Source organism: Desulfobotulus sapovorans DSM 2055, from assembly GCF_059569355.1.
The window spans coordinates 19,349-35,796 of the sequence record NZ_JCANVJ010000021.1 but is presented as its reverse complement, the minus strand read 5'-3'; the positions used below and the strand labels follow the sequence as shown (position 1 = coordinate 35,796).

Genomic DNA, 16,448 nt, shown 5'->3' with positions numbered 1-16,448 from the left:
GAGCACAGGTGAGTATCCGGCCTTTTCCGGATGAAAGGAGAGCAAGATGGGATGGAGAACGCTTTTAGCGCAGTGTGTGTGTGTCTGTCTGATTCTGTCCGGAGCAGCCTTTGCCGCAGATGTTGCCAAAGTCGGTGTTTTTGATTTTGAAACTTTTTTGAAAAACTCAAAGGCCGGACAGCTTGCCAAAAGTCAGGTGGCCGAAGAAGCCCGTAAGCTGGAAGCCCAGCTGGAGGCCAAAAAGCAGGAAATTGAAAAACTCCGGGAAGGTCTGATGCGGGAAGCCATGGTGCTTTCCGAAGAAGCCAGAAGTCAGCGGGAACGGGATCTTCAGATCAAGGCTCTGGATCTGCGCAACATGGAGCAGCGGTTCACCCGCAGCTTTAATCAGCAGCAGGGCGAGATCATGGCCAGGATTCAGGGAGAGGTTCGGGAGCTGATCCAGGAGATCGGTAAAAAGGAAAATTATCTCCTGATCCTTGAAAATGTGGGTGTGGTTTATGCTCCGGAGCGTGTGGATATCACGGATCGGCTGATTCGTGACCATGATAAGAAATATGGAAAAAGCGGATCATGAATGTGAGCTACTCTTTGGCGGAACTTGCGCAGGTCTGCGGCGGCAGGGTTGTGGGGGATGGGGATACCCGAATATCGGGTGTCGCGCCTCTGGAGAGTGCCGGATCCTGTGATCTTTCCCTGGCCATGAATGCCAAATATCTGCATCAGGCAGCTTCTTCCATGGCTGGCGGGATTATTGTGGGAGAGGGGGCAAAACTTCCCGGTCGTAACCTTCTGGTTTCGGATGCACCCTACTGGGCCTTTGCCCGGCTTCTGAATTTCTTTTATCCCGACCCTGCTCCCTGTCATCGCATCCATCCCAGCACCGTGGTGGGAGACGCCTTTGTTTGCAAGGGCAATCTGTTCACCGAAGCTTCCGTGGTGATCGGTGACGGGGTACGGATAGGGGAGGGCTGCCGTATCGGTGCGGGAAGTGTTATCGGAGAGGGGTGTGTGCTGGGGGATTTCTGCCATATTTACCCCAATGTGACCCTTTATCCAGGGACGGTGATTGGTAACCGGGTGCGTATCCACAGTGCCTCTGTCATCGGATGTGATGGTTTCGGCTTTGCGCCCAAAGACGGAACATGGGAGAAGATTCCCCATCTGGGTGCTGTTGAGATTGGAGATGATGTGGAGATCGGTGCGGGGTGCACCATTGATCGGGGTACCTTTGGGCTGACCCGTATCGGTCTAGGGGTGAAACTCGATGATCAGGTACATGTGGGCCACAATGTGAGTGTTGGAGAGCATACCCTTCTTGTGGCCCAGGTGGGGATTGCGGGAAGCAGCCGTATTGGCCGGAACACCATCCTTGCAGGTAAGGTAGGTGTTTCAGGGCATATCCGCATTGGGGATTATGTGCAGGTAGGGCCCATGAGCGGTGTGGCCCAGGATGTGGCGGACGGTCAGGTGGTCAGCGGCAGTCCGGAGATGCCCCACAAAACCTGGCTGCGGGTGCAGCGTATTCTTCCCCGTCTTCCGGAAATGCGTCGCAGAATTGCTGCTCTTGAACGCAGGCTGGGCCTGGAAACGGAAAAGGATGTTTTGTCATGAGCGGGGGAGACGAGAGTATGGGGAGGATGGAGGTACTCGATATTCTGAAGTATCTTCCCCACCGCTATCCCTTTCTTCTTGTGGATCGGGTGCTTTCCCTTGAACCGGGAAAATCCATCTGCGCCATCAAAAATGTTACGGTGAATGAGCCTTTTTTTCAGGGGCATTTTCCAGCCTTTCCCATCATGCCGGGGGTGCTGATTCTGGAGGCTTTGGGACAGGCGGGGGGGATTCTGGCCTATGCCTCCTGGCCCAGGGAGCATCAGGCCCATCCGCTGCTGCTTACAGGAGCGGATAAGGCCCGTTTTCGGCGTAAGGTGATTCCGGGGGATCAGCTCCGGATGGAAGTCAACATTTTAAAACTGAAATCCAGAACGGTGAAAATGTACGGGATGGCCACAGTAGAGGGTGCGCGGGCTGTGGAAGCCGAATTCATGGCAGTTCTGGGAGATCAAGGATAGTTTATGGCCATTCATCCCACAGCCATTGTGGATTCGGGTGCGGAAATTGGCGAAGATGTGGAAATCGGCCCCTTTGCCATTGTCAGGGATCAGGTATGCATTGGTGCAAGAACCCGCATTGGTGCCTATGCCATGGTGGATCATTATACGGAAATCGGGCCGGACTGCAGGATTTATCCTTATGCGGCTGTGGGGGGAGATCCCCAGGATCTGAAGTTTCAGGGAGAAAAAACCTGGCTGAAAGTGGGCCGCAAGACCGTGATCCGTGAATTTGCCACCCTGCACAGGGGAACGGGGCTTGGGGGGGGGCTGACGCTGGTCGGCGAGGAAAACCTGCTGATGGCCTATTGCCATGTGGCCCATGACTGCCGTACGGGAAAGGGCGTGATTCTTTCCAACAATGCCACCCTGGCTGGGCATGTCACTCTGGGGGATTATGTTATTGTGGGAGGGCTTGCGGCTGTGCATCAGTTTGTCACCGTGGGGGATTATGCCTATATTGGTGGAAAGTCCGCTGTGGTGAAGGATATTCCGCCCTTTGTCATCGCTTCCGGGGACAGGGCCACCCTCCATGGTCTCAACAAGGTGGGACTGAGACGGCGGGAATTTCCGGAAGAAACCCTGAAGCATCTCAAACAGGCTTACAGAGTGATTTTTCGTTATGGTTTAACCCTGAAGGAAGCCATTGAACGGGTACGCGCCAGTGTGGAGCCCATCCCTGAGGTACAGGCTTTCATTGAATTTATCCAGAAATCGGATCGGGGCATTACCCGGTAATCCATAAAGGGAAGGAGCGTTGACGTCCCTTGGACAGTAGCGACCCTGGCAGTTGCAGCCATCGTCAGAAAAAAATCGGTATCATTGCAGGAAATGGTATGTTTCCTGTCATCTTTGCAAAAAAAGCGGCGGAACAGGGATTTTTCGTTGCCACCGCAGCCTTCCATGGAGAGGGGGACGAAAATCTTGTTTCCCTTTCCCAAGCCTTCCGCTGGGTCTATCTCGGTCAGGTGAGAAAACTCATCCGTTTTTTCAAGGATGCGGGGGTGGAGACTGCCGTCATGATGGGTGGTGTCCGCAAAACCCGCATGTTTGTGGATGTGAGGCCCGATATTCTGGCCATCAAGGCCATGGCCCGCATGCGGCACAGTCATGATGATGGTGTGCTGCGTCTTTTTGCCGATATTCTTCAGGAAAACGGAATCCGCATCGTGGCTTCCACGTCCATGCTGCCGGAACTTCTGTCTCCCCCGGGTCTCTGGACACGGAAAGAACCTCCCAGGGGCGTACTGGCGGACATTGAAGTCGGCTGGGAGGTAGCCCGCCGCATTGGCGAGCTGGATGTGGGACAGTGTGTGGTGGTGGGAGGTGGTTCCGTACTGGCTGTAGAGGCCATTGACGGTACCGATGCCACCATCCGGCGCGGTGGTGCGCTGGGGCGTGGGGATGCGGTACTGGTGAAGCTTGCCAAACCCGGACAGGACATGCGTTTTGATGTTCCCGCAGTGGGGCCGGATACCATCCGGGTGATGGCGGAATCCGGAATCCGGGTGCTGGTACTGGAGGCGGGAAAAACCCTGGCCCTGGATCGCGAGACCCTTGTGCGTGAGGCAGATCGCCTGGATATCTGCGTGATGGCCATGGAAAGGCCTGCGGACATGGCGGCTTTGCTGTCGGAAAGGAACAGGGCATGAAGCGAACCGTGATGCTGGTGGCAGGGGAGGCTTCGGGCGATCTGCATGGTGCGGGTCTGGTACGGGCGATGTCGGAAAGGGATCCCTCCCTTTTTTTCTGTGGCATCGGCGGTGACCAGATGCGGAGGGCGGGTATGCGTCCTGTGGTGGACAGTACGGGACTGGCGGTTATGGGGATCACCGACGTGCTGGCCAGTCTGCCCCGTATCCGCAAGGCCTACAGGATCGCAGCAACCATTCTTTCTTCCCTGCGGCCCGATCTGCTCATCCTCATTGATTATCCGGGGTTTAACCTGCGCCTTGCCAAAGAAGCAAAAAAACTGGGTATCCCCGTTCTCTACTATATCAGTCCCAAAGTCTGGGCCTGGCGATCCTCCAGAGTGAAGCAGCTTGCGGATTCTGTGGACAGGCTTGCCCTGATTTTTCCCTTTGAAGTGGCCTGGTTTCAGGAGCGGGGGGTGGATCAGGCTGTGTATGTAGGCAATCCCCTCATGGATCAGGCGCCGGAATTCCGGGCCTTGCGGCCGGATACCCTGGTGGAGACCCAGCCGGTCATCGGTTTGCTGCCAGGTTCCAGACCGGGTGAAATTCACAGAATGCTTCCCGTTCTCTGTGAGGCGGCGGAGCTTATTTCCCGGAAAATACCGGGAGCCCGTTTTGTTTTGTCCGCTGCCCCGGGAACCCCTCTTTCGGATATCCGTGCCTTTGCCGCAGCTTCAGGAGCTCCCAGCCGTATGGATGTGGTCAGTGGTGCCCATCCCGTTCTGGAGGTTGCGGATGTGGTGGCCGCTGTGTCCGGTACGGTGACCCTGGAGGCGGCTCTGGCCGGTGTACCCACAGTGCTGGTTTATCGCATGTCGGCCCTTACCTTTGCCATTGCCCGCAGGGTGGTGACCGTGCCCCATGCGGGGCTGGCCAACCTGATTGCAGGGACGGAGATCATGCCGGAGCTTTTGCAGGACAGGGCCACGCCGGAGCAGGTTTCAGAGACAGTCTGTACCCTTTTGCAGGATCATGAGCGCAGGGCCCGCCACCATCATGCCCTGGGAGAAGTGCGTGCTGCGCTGGGAGAACCCGGTGTAGCCCAGCGCACGGCCAGTCTGGCCCTTTCCATGTTGGGAGATCGTTAAATGTTCCTGAAACTTGATGACCGGCATCGCAAGGTGCTGGATCTTGTACTGGCCAGCAAGTGGCGTCTGGTGCTGGCCATGGTTTCCATGCTGCTTGTATCCCTTTCCACGGCGGCCTCCGCCTGGCTGATCAAGCCTGTTCTGGACGATATTTTTGTGAACCGGGACATGGCCAAGCTCTATCTTATTCCCGGTGCCGTTGTTTTCGTTTTTGCCCTTCGGGGACTGGGAATGTATGGGCAGGAGTTTTTTCTGAATTATGTCGGGCAGATCATTATCCGCCATTTCCGGGACAGCCTTTATGATCGCATTGTGGATCTTCCCCTGCGGTTTTTTCAGAGTGAGCGCACCGGTGTGCTGATGAGCCGTATCACCAATGACGTGAATCTTGTTCGCAACATGGTTTCCGTTGTGGTGACCAGCTCCCTGAGAGATTTTTTTACCATCATTCTGCTTGTTGCCTATATCTTTTACCAGATATGGAACCTTGCCCTCATTGCTTTTCTGGTGCTGCCCCTGGCCTTTTATCCCATTGTGTATTTTGGCAGAAAGGTTCGGAAAACCAGTACGGGCTGTCAGGAATCCATGGCTGAGCTGAATGCCTTTCTGCATGAGACCTTTGCCGGTAACAAGATCGTCAAAGCTTTTGGCATGGAAGAGTACGAAAAAAAGCGTTTTCATGAAAAAACCCAGGCCCTTTTTCGCCTGGAAGTCCGTCAGGCCATTGCCAAATCCATGTCTTCTCCTGTCATGGAAGTGCTGGCTGGTGTGGGGATTGCCTTTATTATCTGGTACGGGGGATCCCGTGTCATTCAGGGGGTGTATACACCCGGTACCTTTGTTTCCTTTCTGGCTGCGGTTCTCATGCTGTACGATCCTGTGAAAAAAATGAGCAAGCTGAACAACGCCCTGCAGGAAGGCTTGGCTGCGGTGGACAGAATTTTTGAAATTCTGCTTGAGAAATCTGAGATTGTGGAAAGGGAAAATCCCCTGACCCTGAGAAAAGGGCCTATGGATGTCCGTTTTGAAGACGTGGGGTTTGCCTATACCGAAGGGGGGAAGGAAGTGCTCCGGCACATTGATCTGGAAGTGCGTTCCGGAGAGGTGCTGGCCCTTGTTGGGATGAGCGGTGGTGGCAAAACCAGCCTTGTCAATCTCATTCCCCGTTTTTATGAGGTGCATTCAGGCTGTATTCGCATCGGAGGGATGGATATCCGGGATCTTTCCCTGAATTCCCTGCGCGCGCAGATTGCTGTGGTCACCCAGGAACCTATTCTTTTTAATGATACTGTCCGGGCCAATATTGCCTATGGCAGACCTCTGGCCACGGAGGAGGAAATTCTTGCCGCAGCCAGGGCCGCCTATGCCCATGATTTTATTTCAAGAATGCCTTCTGGTTATGATACACACATCGGTGAGCTGGGCAGTCGGCTTTCCGGGGGAGAACGGCAGCGTATCTGCATTGCGAGGGCACTGATCAAGGATGCCCCCATCCTGATTCTGGATGAGGCCACCTCCGCTTTGGATACGGAAGCCGAACAGGTGGTGCAGAAAGCCCTGGAAAATCTCATGACAGGCCGTACCACCTTTGTCATTGCCCATCGTCTCTCCACCATTACCCGGGCCGATGCCATTGCCGTTCTCGTCGATGGTCGGGTTGTTGAAAAGGGACGGCATGATGTGCTGCTGGCGAAAAACGATGCCTATGCGAGACTTTACCATATGCAGTTTACCGGGGAAGAAGGATAGGGATGGAAAAGGCGGCTCTTGTTCTGGGAAAAGCTTTTTTCAGGCCCAAAGTCCTGGGGCTTTCTCCTTTTTTTATGTTTTTTTTTCTGCTGACAGCTTTTTTTTTCTTCCTCTGGCCAGAAACGGATATCTGGTTTTCCGGTCTGTTCTGGAATGCCGAACAGGATTTTTTCTGGCGTTACCATCCCCTGGTGGTTCTGGTTTATGATTCCGTGGAGTGGTTTTCCTATGGGGTGGGGGGCTTTTTTGTATGCTGGTTTCTGGGCTTTTGTTTTTTTCCCTTTGTCCGCAGGCTGGGGGGGGGACGGTTTATGGTTTTTTCCCTCCTGCTGCTGGCTCTGGGGCCGGGGCTTGTGGTGAATTTTGTGTTCAAGGATCACTGGGGCAGGGCCCGTCCTGCCCAGGTGGAAGCCTTTGGCGGCAAGGAGGTGTTCACCCCTGCCTTTGTCATCAGCAAGGCCTGTGAACGCAATTGCAGTTTCGCCTCCGGTCATGCTTCGGCAGCGGCCTGGCTTTTCTGTCTGACCCTGTTTGCCAGAAGCCGGAAAGGACTCCTCATCGGAGTGGTCGGGATCTATTTTTCTCTGGCGGGCCTGGGGCGTATTGTGCAGGGTGGGCATTTCTTAAGCGATGTGGTCTTTGCCTTTCTGATGGTCTACGGAGTGGCGTCCCTCCTTGCTTCAGAGATTCTTGGAAAAAGTGTGGCAGAAAGAGAGACAGAGAAAAGGATTGTTCTGTAAAAATTTGAATTTTCTGAAATAACTGCCTTTCTACTATGCGATTTTTATCGGTATGATCGGGGAATCCTATGCGCATTGACCCCCAGGATGCGGATCTTCTGGCCGAAAGAGTCTCCCGCATGCTCACGGAAAGGGGAGAAACCCTGGCCCTGGCAGAAAGTTGCACGGGAGGACTGATGGCCCACCTGTTGACATCCCTTCCGGGAAGTTCCCGTTACTTCATGCTTTCCGCGGTTACCTATGCCAATGAGGCCAAAAAAAGGGTGCTGGGGGTAAGCGCTGAAACCCTGGAAACCCATGGCGCCGTAAGCGAGGCGGTGGCCAGGGAAATGGCTGTGGGAGCAAGGGCTGGTGGGATGGCGGATTACGGGCTTGCCACAACGGGCATTGCCGGCCCTTCCGGCGGGACAGAGAGCAAGCCTGTAGGTACGGTCTGCATTGCCCTTGCATGCAAGGAGGGAGTTTTGTCCTGGATGTTTGTCCGGGATCTTGGCGAAAGAAGGGCCAACCAGCGTCTTTTTGCAGCCCTTGCCCTGGACAGACTTCATTACCACATGGGAAAGTTGGATGCATGAGCATACCCGTGCTTGAAGTACAGAATCTGGTGAAGCATTTTGGTGGGGTAGAGGCTGTGCGCGGGGTGAGTTTTACCATACATCCGGGCACCTGTTTTGGTCTTCTGGGGCCCAACGGAGCAGGAAAAACCACCACCATTGAAATGATCGAAGGGATTCTGTCCCCAACTTCAGGGGAAATTCTGTATAAAGGCAGACCGAGGGGACGAACCTTCCGGGAGGAAGTGGGGATTCAGCTTCAGAGTACGGAACTGCTTTTGCTACAGACGGTAAAGGAGACCCTGGAGGTTTTCCGGAGTCTTTACCGTCGGAGAGCACCTCTGGAGGCGCTGATCCAGACCTGCCAGCTTCAGGATATTCTCCACAAGGACAATTCCCGGATTTCCGGTGGTCAGAAGCAGCGATTGCTTCTGGCCATGGCCCTTGCCAATGATCCGGAACTGATTTTTCTGGATGAACCGACCACAGGGCTGGATCCCCAGGCAAGGCGTCATCTCTGGGACATTGTGGGAGGGATCAAGCGTTCCGGAAAGACCCTGATTCTGACCACCCATTATATGGAGGAAGCGGAGATTCTCTGTGATGAAATCGCTATTGTGGATGCGGGGCGGATCATTACCATGGGAAAACCGAGAGAGCTTCTGGCACGGCATGGAAATGGAGCGGTGATTACCCTCGGAGCAGGAGCACTGGACGATCTTCCCTCTCAGCATTCTTCCTGGGTCGTGAGAAAAAGTGAGGCCGGTCTTGCCCTCCATACCTCGGATCCCGGTGCCACCCTGAAGGAGCTTGTGGCCATGGGTGCGGATCTCGGGGGGCTTTCCGTGCGGGCCTTTAACCTTGAGGATCTTTTCATTGAGCTGACAGGGCGTGAACTGCGACCTTAAAGGCATTTTCACATTAACCGCTTCCATCCACGGGAACCTGCCATGATCCGACGCATTTTAATTATTGTCCGTGCCCGTATCCGGGAATTCTATCGGGATAAAACGGGTCTTGGCTGGAACTTTCTTTTTCCTCTGCTGATTATTCTGGGGTTCAGTTTTCTTTTTTCTGGGGATGGGAAGATTTTTGCAAAAGCGGGCATGGTCAGGAGTCCTGTGGCTGCGGAACAACGGGAAAGCGTTGAACGTTTTGCAGGCAGCCGTCACATCGATATTGTATTTTTTGACAGCGTGCCGGAAGGACTTTCTGCCCTTGAAAAACAGCGCGTTGATTTTCTTCTGGATCCTTCGGATGGTCGCTACTGGGTCGCCGAAGGGTCTCCGGGCGGTTATGTGGCGGAGCGTTTTCTTGCGGCTGCGGATAACCCGGATCCTGAAAGATTTTCAAGGCGCACCGTCTCCGGGGAAGGGCTGCGCTATGTGGAATGGCTGTTTCCCGGTATTCTGGGACTGAATATCATGTTCAGCTCCCTTTTTGGTGTGGGTTACGTGATTGTTCGTTACCGTAAAAACGGGGTGCTCAAGCGCATGAGCGTCACCCCCCTGAGACCCTGGGAGTTTCTTACGGCCCAGGTGCTTTCCCGGCTCTTTCTCATTCTTGTCAATGCTTCCATTGTTTTGGGAGCCTGTCATCTCCTTTATGATTTTCAGATCCGGGGGGCCTTCTGGCTTCTGGCCCTGATTTTTCTTCTGGGAGGATTTGCCCTGGTTTCTCTGGCCGTCATTGTAGCGTCCAGAACGGAAAGTGAGGAGTTTGCTGAAGGGGTGCTCAATCTCATGGCCTGGCCCATGATGTTTCTTTCCGAAGTCTGGTTTTCCATGGAAGGTGCCAAGGCCTGGGTAAGACAGATGGCGGATTTTCTGCCCCTGACCCATATGATTGCCGCTGCCCGTAAAGTTATGAATGAAGGGGCTGGACTGTCCGATGTGTTTCCTCATCTGGCAGCCCTGATGCTGATGTCCCTTGTGTTCATGACCTTTGGGGCTTTTCTGTTCCGCTGGCACAGGGAAGGTTGAGATGCAGCCATCTTTGTACCATGGCAAAGGCCTCGGGGTGGGGAGCGATATCCGGATCCTTGCTGCGGATACGGTCAAAAAATTCGGGAAGGGGAAGCCAGCAGAGGGCTGTGACCTCCCCATCGGGAAAGGAAAAACTTTCTATGGGTCTTGGCGGTAGAATGACAAGATAGAGATGGTGAAATTCCCTGTCCTGAAAGGGAGATTCTCCCTCCTGCTGATACTGACAGGAAAGTACCTTGCCCATGAAAACAAGATCTTCTGTCCGGATGGCAAGGCCCAGCTCTTCAGCCGCTTCTTTCACAGCCCCCTCTTTCGGCGAAAGGCCCGCCGGGATGTGGCCTGCCACCGAAATATCCCATTTTCCAGGATGAACCTTCTTGTGCAGTGCCCTTTTCTGTAATAGAATTTCTCCGTTTGTGTTCAGGATCCAGATGTGGATTGTGGCGTGGAAATCTCCATCCCTGTGGATATCGCTTCGGGTCTTTACAATTCCCGTGCCCAGGCCCTTTTCATCAAGAACGTCAATTTTTTCCTGCTCTGCCATATCCATACCTGTCTCCCTGTACATTTTTCATGGGGTTCCCGCTTTCAGCCCTTATGCCTCCATACGATATCTGACAGAGCAGGACAGGGTGGAAAAGCTTTTTCAGGGCAGTTGTCAAAAAATAAAAAATGACCGCTGGTCTTTAGTGGATTCAGTCCCGCCGTCTCTGCTATAAAGAGACACTGTATCCGTTTTTTTATTTTTGTTTCCGAATGACACAACTCTGTCTCCTAAAGGAGGATCCCTATGCAGGAATCCCCGTCCTGTGGCGATCCCTATCTTTTTGCTCCGGATCTTGATTTTCCCGAAGAGCCGCGTTCAGCCAAAACGTCCACCCAGCTGCCATGGAAGGTGCTGGTGGCGGATGATGATGCGGAAGTGCATCGTCTTACCCGGCTTGTACTGAACGATCTCGTCTTTGATGGACGCCCCCTGAGTCTTCTGGAGGCCCGTTCGGCTGCTGAAGCCCGTGTGCTTCTCGATACCCACAGAGATGTGGCCGTCCTTCTCCTTGATGTGGTGATGGAAAATGACACCGCGGGTCTGGATCTTGTGGCGAATATCCGTAAAGAGAAGGCTCATGCCTGCCTTCAGATTCTTCTGCGTACGGGGCAACCGGGTGTGGCTCCGGAGTCTGTGGTGGTATCGGATTATGGCATCAATGCCTATCAGTCCAAGGCGGATCTGACTTCCCAGCGTTTTGTCAGTTCCATGGTCATGGCACTTCGGACGTACAGGGATTGCAATGCTCTCAAAGAACTGAATGGAAAGCTTGCCATTCTCCTTAAGGAAAATATGGACATCCGGAAAGCTCTGGAAGTGACCAATGAAGAGTTGGAAAAGCGGGTTGCCCAGCGGACGGCGGAGCTTGAAAGAATGAATGTGGATCTCCGGGATGCCATGGAGGCCAGTCAGGAACTGGCCTGTCGGGCTGAAGCGGCCAGCCGTGCAAAGACTACCTTTCTTGCCAATATGAGCCATGAAATCCGTACTCCCATGAATGGTATTCTGGGAATGGCGGATCTGCTCCGGGACAGCGGACTGGGCCGTGAGCACCGTGAAATGCTGGATGTGATCCACAGCAGTGGAGAGCACCTTCTTGGAATCCTGGACGCCCTGCTCGATTACGCAACCCTGGAATCCGGTGGGCTGCGTCTGGATCGGCGTCCCTTTGACCCGGAAAGACGGATGCTTTCCCTGATGGAGCTTGCCGGGGAGAAAGCCCGTGAAAAAGGGCTTCGTCTGAAATACTACCCCGCCGAGCATCTGCCTTCCCTTCTTCTGGGAGATGGGGATCGTATCTGTCAGATCGTTCAAAATCTTTTGGAAAATGCCATCAAGTTTACGGAAACGGGGGAAATTGTACTTTCCGTGGGGGGGCAGTCCGCAGGTGAGAAGACCTTCATGCTGGAAGTGGAGGTGGCGGATACGGGGCAGGGGATTCCCGAGGAGCAGCGCTCCATGATTTTTGCGCCCTTCACCCAGGCCGATGCCACGCGCACAAGGCGGCACGGGGGAACGGGTCTGGGCCTTGCCATCTGCCGCAGGCTGGTGATGCAGATGAAGGGGACTATCCGGATGCAGACCCGCCCCGGTGGTGGCAGTCTTTTTTATTTCCAGATTCCCCTTCCCAAAGCCGGTCCTCCCAGTCCCTTTCCCCAGGCCTGGCGGGGGATGCTGGGAGGCAAATCCGTTGGCATCTACATGGAGGATGCCCGGGAGGCGGCCCTTGTCGGAACCTGGGTCAGTGCCGCAGGAGGACTTGCCGTATTTTTTCCGGAGACAGAAGATGCAGAGCCTCTGCTGTGGGTAGTGGATGCCGGACTGGAGGCTCCGGGGGGCGGCCTTGTTCTGCGTGTGGACGGCCCGGAAAGTGAGCCACCTGTTCTGGGGCGTCCTCTGATACGATCCCGTTTTTTTGGTCTTCTTCAGGATTTTCTCGGGCCTTTGCCTCCTATCGGATATGTTGAAAAAAAAGTACTGGAATGCCGGGTGCTTGTTGTGGAGGATCAGCCCGTGAACCGTACCGTCGTGGCCAAGATACTGGAACGCAAGGGGTTCCTTGTGGATCTTGCCGAGGATGGAGAGAAAGGTTTGCTGCGCCTTCAGGAGAGCCGTTATGATGCGGTACTGATGGACATGCGTATGCCCGTTATGGATGGCCTGGAGGCCACCCGGGCCTTGCGGGCAGGTCTGGCGGGTGACCAGAACCGCAGGGTGCCTGTTATTGCTCTTACGGCCAATGCTGCCGTTGAAGACAAAAAGGCCTGTATGGATGCGGGGATGGATGATTATCTTGCCAAGCCAGTGAAACCCGATATGCTCATTGCTGTTTTGCAGCGTTGGACACGATTCTCTTGATCCTGGCGCAGTCCTGGTGTATGGCATTTTTTGTGGCCTCTTCTTTTTTTTCATGCCCGGTAGGTGTTCTGGCCCATGAAAAATCTGTATGGGGGAAAAATGAACAGGGTTTTTTGAAAAAACTGGAAAGAGCATAGGCAATCCTGTATGTTGACGGGGTTTGGGGGTTTTGAGGATGGAAGAAAAGGATTTCTGGCAGCTGCATTCGGAACGTTACCTTGAAATGGCTTTCAATGCGGAAAGGCGGGAAAGAATCTCCCAGCCCGACGGTTATGGCAGCAGAACGGGGGATTGCGGAGATACCATAGAGTTTTTCCTGACCCTGTCAGAGGAGCGCCTGCGTTTTATCTCCTATCAGGTCGATGGGTGTCTGAATACCAATGCCTGTGCCGCCACCATAGCCCGTCTGGCGGAGGGGCAAGATCTGGATACGGCATGGAAAATGACTCCTGAGCGGGTGATTGACTACCTTGAGACCCTTCCTGAACATGAACTCCATTGTGCGGAGCTGGCGGTGGGAGCTTTTTATATGGCCCTGGCGGATGCCGCAAGAAAGACTGGCAGTTTCCGGAATACGGATGTACCGGGTATAAGAAGCGTATAACGTTTTATGCGTCTGCCGTTGTGGGAAGTATTCTGTTTCAAGGTGTTTTGCCTGATTTTTTATTAAAAAAAGTAGGAATGTTTTTATAAATGCAGCAGACATACGGTTTTCATAACGGTTCTTTTACCGTTGGGATACCGGAGCGCGTAGCATAAGGAGGTTACAGAGAATGTCGGATCGATCCACATTCATGAAGTTGCGGGAAGACGAGCGGGAAGTGCGCAAAAGCCTGATCATCAACGCGGCCATGAAGCTTTTTGAAGAAAAATCCTTCCATGATATCGGCATGCGGGACATTGCTGCGGAGGCGGGGGTATCGGCTGCATCCATATATCGTTATTTTCCAAGCCGGGATGACCTTTTTGTGGAAGCCCTGATTCAGGATATCAATTCCATTGAAGGACTTCTGGAACAGCGCCTGTCGGGTGGCGGCAGCATAGAGGATCTTGCCGTTGCCGTTGTGGATTATCTGATCGACAATGAGGCCACTTTTCAGATGATGTGCCATTTCATGATCCGGGGGGAAGTGAATACGCGTGCCTTGAAAAAGTTCAATGCCGTGCAGCGCTATTTCCTTAAAATGTTTGATGAAATGGTTCGGCGTGCCGGAGGAGCGGAGAATATCCGGCTGTTTTCCCATGCCTTTTTTGCTTCCCTGGCCGGTGTTGTCATGACTTTCCGCAATTATCCGGGAAGAAATCCCGAGGAAAGAAGGCGGTACATGCACAAGCTGGCACTGCTGATTATGCGTGAGGGGAACAGTCTTGATGAAGATGTGTTTGAGAAGGATTTTTCTGAGTTTCGGAAAAAACAGGAAGATCAGGTAAGTGGATAAGGGATAAAGGCTCGTTGAAGCATCCCCCCCTTTCCCGGATGACGACGGGAAAGGGGGATATTTTTTTATCAAAGCTGTTTCCGTAATCTGCGCATTTTTTAAAATTGCTGATGCCTCTGTTTTTCAGATCCTGAACCTGCCCACAAGTCCCTTCAGTTCGGCCGCAAGTGCGGCAAGTTCCTGGGAGCCTGACTGTACCTGCTGGCTGCTGGCGGCAAGCTGTGCCGCACTGCCATCCACTTCCTGAATCTCATCCAGAATTTCTGCGGAAAAGCGGGCGTTTTCTGCCGCTGTACCACTGATTTCATCCAACCCTCTGGAAACCTGGGTAACATTATGGGCAATCTCCCGTGTGGTGACGGATTGCTCTTCTACGGCTGCGGCAATGCTGGAAACCATACTGTCCACATTGCCTATCAGATGGCTGATGGAGGAAATTTCCCGAATACTTTCCATGGCCGAAGTCTGGATGGCATGTACCTGCTCTTTGATCTTGAGGGTTGCTCCCGCTGTCTGTCGGGCAAGCTCCTTGATTTCCGTGGCAACCACAGCAAAGCCTTTTCCCGCTTCTCCGGCCCGTGCCGCTTCGATGGTCGCGTTCAGGGCAAGAAGATTGGTCTGCTCCGATATCTCTGTGATGATTTCAATAATTTTTCCGATTTCTCTGGCCCCTTCTCCCAGAGTATCCATTTTACCCGAAGCCTGCCGGGTTTGGGTAACCGCTTCTGTGGCACCGTTTTTGGCCATGGAGGCGCTGGAGGCGATCTCCTGAATGGTGGCGGTCATTTCTTCGGCAGCAGCAGCAATGAGGTTGGTACCGGATGAGGCTTCTTCCATGGCAGAGGCCACGGATCCCATGTTGGTACGCATCTGTCTGGCCTTTCCGGTGACATTTTCCGATCTTCCGGAAAGATCACCGACATCTCCGGACATGGAGGATGAAAGTCCGGAAAGGGCATCGGAGGAATGATCCAGCTGTCGGGCATTGGCGGCAATCTTGCCGATGAGTTCCTGGAGTTTTTCCATGAAGAGATTGAACCAGTGGGCCATTTCACTGATCTCGTTTTTGCCCTCCACCTGAAGCCGGTTGGTGAGATTGCCTTCCCCTTCGGCAATATCCCGGAGCATGGTCAGGGTGGCCCGCAGGGGACGGACAATGACCCGGATGATGAAAATCCCAAAAATGCAGAGAAAGGCCATGATGGCCATGCTGAGTAAAGAGGAGAGCCGGGTCGCCCCTGTGCTCCAGCTTTCATGGTTTTTCTGGATTTGCAGGACAATGCTGTCTGTGGCTTCACTGATATCGAGACCACTGATCCGCAGTTCAGGAACAAGCGCAAGAAGTGTTTTCCATTGTTCAAAGGCCTGTTTCTCATGGGTTTCCAGGGGGTCAAAAAGGAGGGTCACCTTCTGCCATTGGGAGGCATAGCTTTTTTCCTGAAGACTTCCCAGAACCGCCTGTATGTTCTTTTTCCGAAGCCGGATTTCCTTTGAAAGTCTGTCCCGTTGGGTTTCATAGGCATCCACATCTTCGGACATGAACAGTTGCTGGAGGTTCAGAAAATTCTGGCTGAGGGCGACGGAAAGCTGGTTGAGTTCCCGCCTCATCCCCTGTTTGGAGCCATGAAGGTGCTCACCTTCCATGAAAAGCTCCACCTCTTCGGCCTGTATGGTTTGAAGGATTGTCTGAATACCGGCATTCATCCCGGCCAGGGCCGAGATCAGGCTTTCCTTTTCCCGGTTGATGGCGGCAAGGTTGTCTGCCGTCTCACGGAAGACCGTGCTGTGTTTCTGGAAAAGGGCAGACATTCGGGTGACAAGTTCTTCTGCTTCCGGGGGAAGGGATTTTTTTCTCAGATCCTGGATCCGGCTTTCAAGGGTTTTCTGGCGCAGAAAAAGGGGATCCAGAAAACCGGTATTGCCCGTATTGATGAACTGTTCTTCATCCAGCAGGATCTGAAGCATGCCCGCCTGGATGTGGCGGCAGTCCCTGTCCAGGGTCATGCTGGTCGCAGTCCTTTTTTCTTTTTGCCCATGAAAGAGGATGAGTACGGACATGCCGATAATGGCGGACAGGAGCAGAAGCAGGATACGGCTGCGGATGGTGGAAAAACGCAGGATGGTCATGGGCATCATCCCTTCCTGTATCGGAAACAGTGTAAGAGGGTGGATCTGAAGAG

Annotated in this window: 16 protein-coding genes; 14 read left to right on the top strand and 2 right to left on the bottom strand. The window is 53.7% G+C overall.

The window, feature by feature from the left end; genetic code table 11:
• Positions 1-46 precede the first annotated feature (46 nt).
• From BR04_RS12965 to BR04_RS12915, 11 genes are all read left to right on the top strand, one after another.
• Positions 47-577, top strand: coding sequence for an OmpH/Skp family outer membrane protein (locus BR04_RS12965; protein ID WP_496356442.1), 531 nt, complete (start codon positions 47-49; stop codon positions 575-577).
• Positions 574-1,614: a UDP-3-O-(3-hydroxymyristoyl)glucosamine N-acyltransferase gene (gene lpxD / locus BR04_RS12960; RefSeq protein WP_496356441.1), complete on the top strand. Its 1,041-nt coding sequence runs from the start codon at positions 574-576 to the stop codon at positions 1,612-1,614. Before BR04_RS12965 ends, lpxD begins: the two co-directional genes overlap by 4 nt.
• Positions 1,611-2,075, top strand: coding sequence for a 3-hydroxyacyl-ACP dehydratase FabZ (gene fabZ / locus BR04_RS12955; protein WP_496356440.1), 465 nt, complete (start codon positions 1,611-1,613; stop codon positions 2,073-2,075). Before lpxD ends, fabZ begins: the two co-directional genes overlap by 4 nt.
• 3 nt (positions 2,076-2,078) lie before the next feature.
• A complete protein-coding gene (gene lpxA, locus BR04_RS12950; RefSeq protein ID WP_496356439.1) occupies positions 2,079-2,852 on the top strand; it encodes an acyl-ACP--UDP-N-acetylglucosamine O-acyltransferase in 774 nt (257 codons plus the stop codon).
• Positions 2,853-2,881: 29 nt separating this feature from the next.
• Positions 2,882-3,766: an LpxI family protein gene (locus BR04_RS12945; protein WP_496356438.1), complete on the top strand. Its 885-nt coding sequence runs from the start codon at positions 2,882-2,884 to the stop codon at positions 3,764-3,766.
• Positions 3,763-4,896, top strand: coding sequence for a lipid-A-disaccharide synthase (gene lpxB / locus BR04_RS12940; RefSeq protein ID WP_496356437.1), 1,134 nt, complete (start codon positions 3,763-3,765; stop codon positions 4,894-4,896). Before BR04_RS12945 ends, lpxB begins: the two co-directional genes overlap by 4 nt.
• Positions 4,897-6,645, top strand: a complete 1,749-nt coding sequence (locus BR04_RS12935; RefSeq protein WP_496356436.1) for an ABC transporter ATP-binding protein — start codon at positions 4,897-4,899, stop codon at positions 6,643-6,645.
• A gap of 2 nt (positions 6,646-6,647) precedes the next feature.
• On the top strand, positions 6,648-7,385 hold the full coding sequence (locus BR04_RS12930; protein WP_496356435.1) for a phosphatase PAP2 family protein: 738 nt from the start codon (positions 6,648-6,650) through the stop codon (positions 7,383-7,385).
• Positions 7,386-7,453: 68 nt separating this feature from the next.
• A complete protein-coding gene (locus tag BR04_RS12925; protein WP_496356434.1) occupies positions 7,454-7,960 on the top strand; it encodes a CinA family protein in 507 nt (168 codons plus the stop codon).
• Complete coding sequence (locus tag BR04_RS12920) at positions 7,957-8,847, top strand: ABC transporter ATP-binding protein (RefSeq protein WP_496356433.1); 891 nt, start codon at positions 7,957-7,959, stop codon at positions 8,845-8,847. Before BR04_RS12925 ends, BR04_RS12920 begins: the two co-directional genes overlap by 4 nt.
• A 42-nt stretch (positions 8,848-8,889) precedes the next feature.
• Positions 8,890-9,921, top strand: coding sequence for an ABC transporter permease (locus BR04_RS12915; protein ID WP_496356432.1), 1,032 nt, complete (start codon positions 8,890-8,892; stop codon positions 9,919-9,921).
• Here BR04_RS12915 and BR04_RS12910 read toward each other — a convergent pair.
• A complete protein-coding gene (locus BR04_RS12910) occupies positions 9,875-10,474 on the bottom strand; it encodes an NUDIX hydrolase (RefSeq protein ID WP_496356431.1) in 600 nt (199 codons plus the stop codon). The two genes, BR04_RS12915 and BR04_RS12910, sit on opposite strands and share 47 nt — an antisense overlap.
• A gap of 240 nt (positions 10,475-10,714) precedes the next feature.
• Between BR04_RS12910 and BR04_RS12905 the strand changes: the two genes are divergently transcribed.
• From BR04_RS12905 to BR04_RS12895, 3 genes are all read left to right on the top strand, one after another.
• Complete coding sequence (locus BR04_RS12905) at positions 10,715-12,829, top strand: response regulator (RefSeq protein ID WP_496356430.1); 2,115 nt, start codon at positions 10,715-10,717, stop codon at positions 12,827-12,829.
• Between the two features lie 175 nt (positions 12,830-13,004).
• Positions 13,005-13,433 (top strand): iron-sulfur cluster assembly scaffold protein, encoded by a 429-nt coding sequence (locus BR04_RS12900; RefSeq protein ID WP_496356429.1) that lies wholly within the window; start codon positions 13,005-13,007, stop codon positions 13,431-13,433.
• Positions 13,434-13,602: 169 nt separating this feature from the next.
• Positions 13,603-14,268 carry a TetR/AcrR family transcriptional regulator gene (locus BR04_RS12895; protein WP_496356428.1) on the top strand — a complete coding sequence of 222 codons (666 nt, stop codon included), beginning with the start codon at positions 13,603-13,605 and terminating at the stop codon, positions 14,266-14,268.
• Between the two features lie 123 nt (positions 14,269-14,391).
• On the opposite strand, the gene BR04_RS12890 is transcribed toward BR04_RS12895, so the two are convergent.
• A complete protein-coding gene (locus BR04_RS12890; protein ID WP_496356427.1) occupies positions 14,392-16,401 on the bottom strand; it encodes a methyl-accepting chemotaxis protein in 2,010 nt (669 codons plus the stop codon).
• Positions 16,402-16,448: the final 47 nt, after the last annotated feature.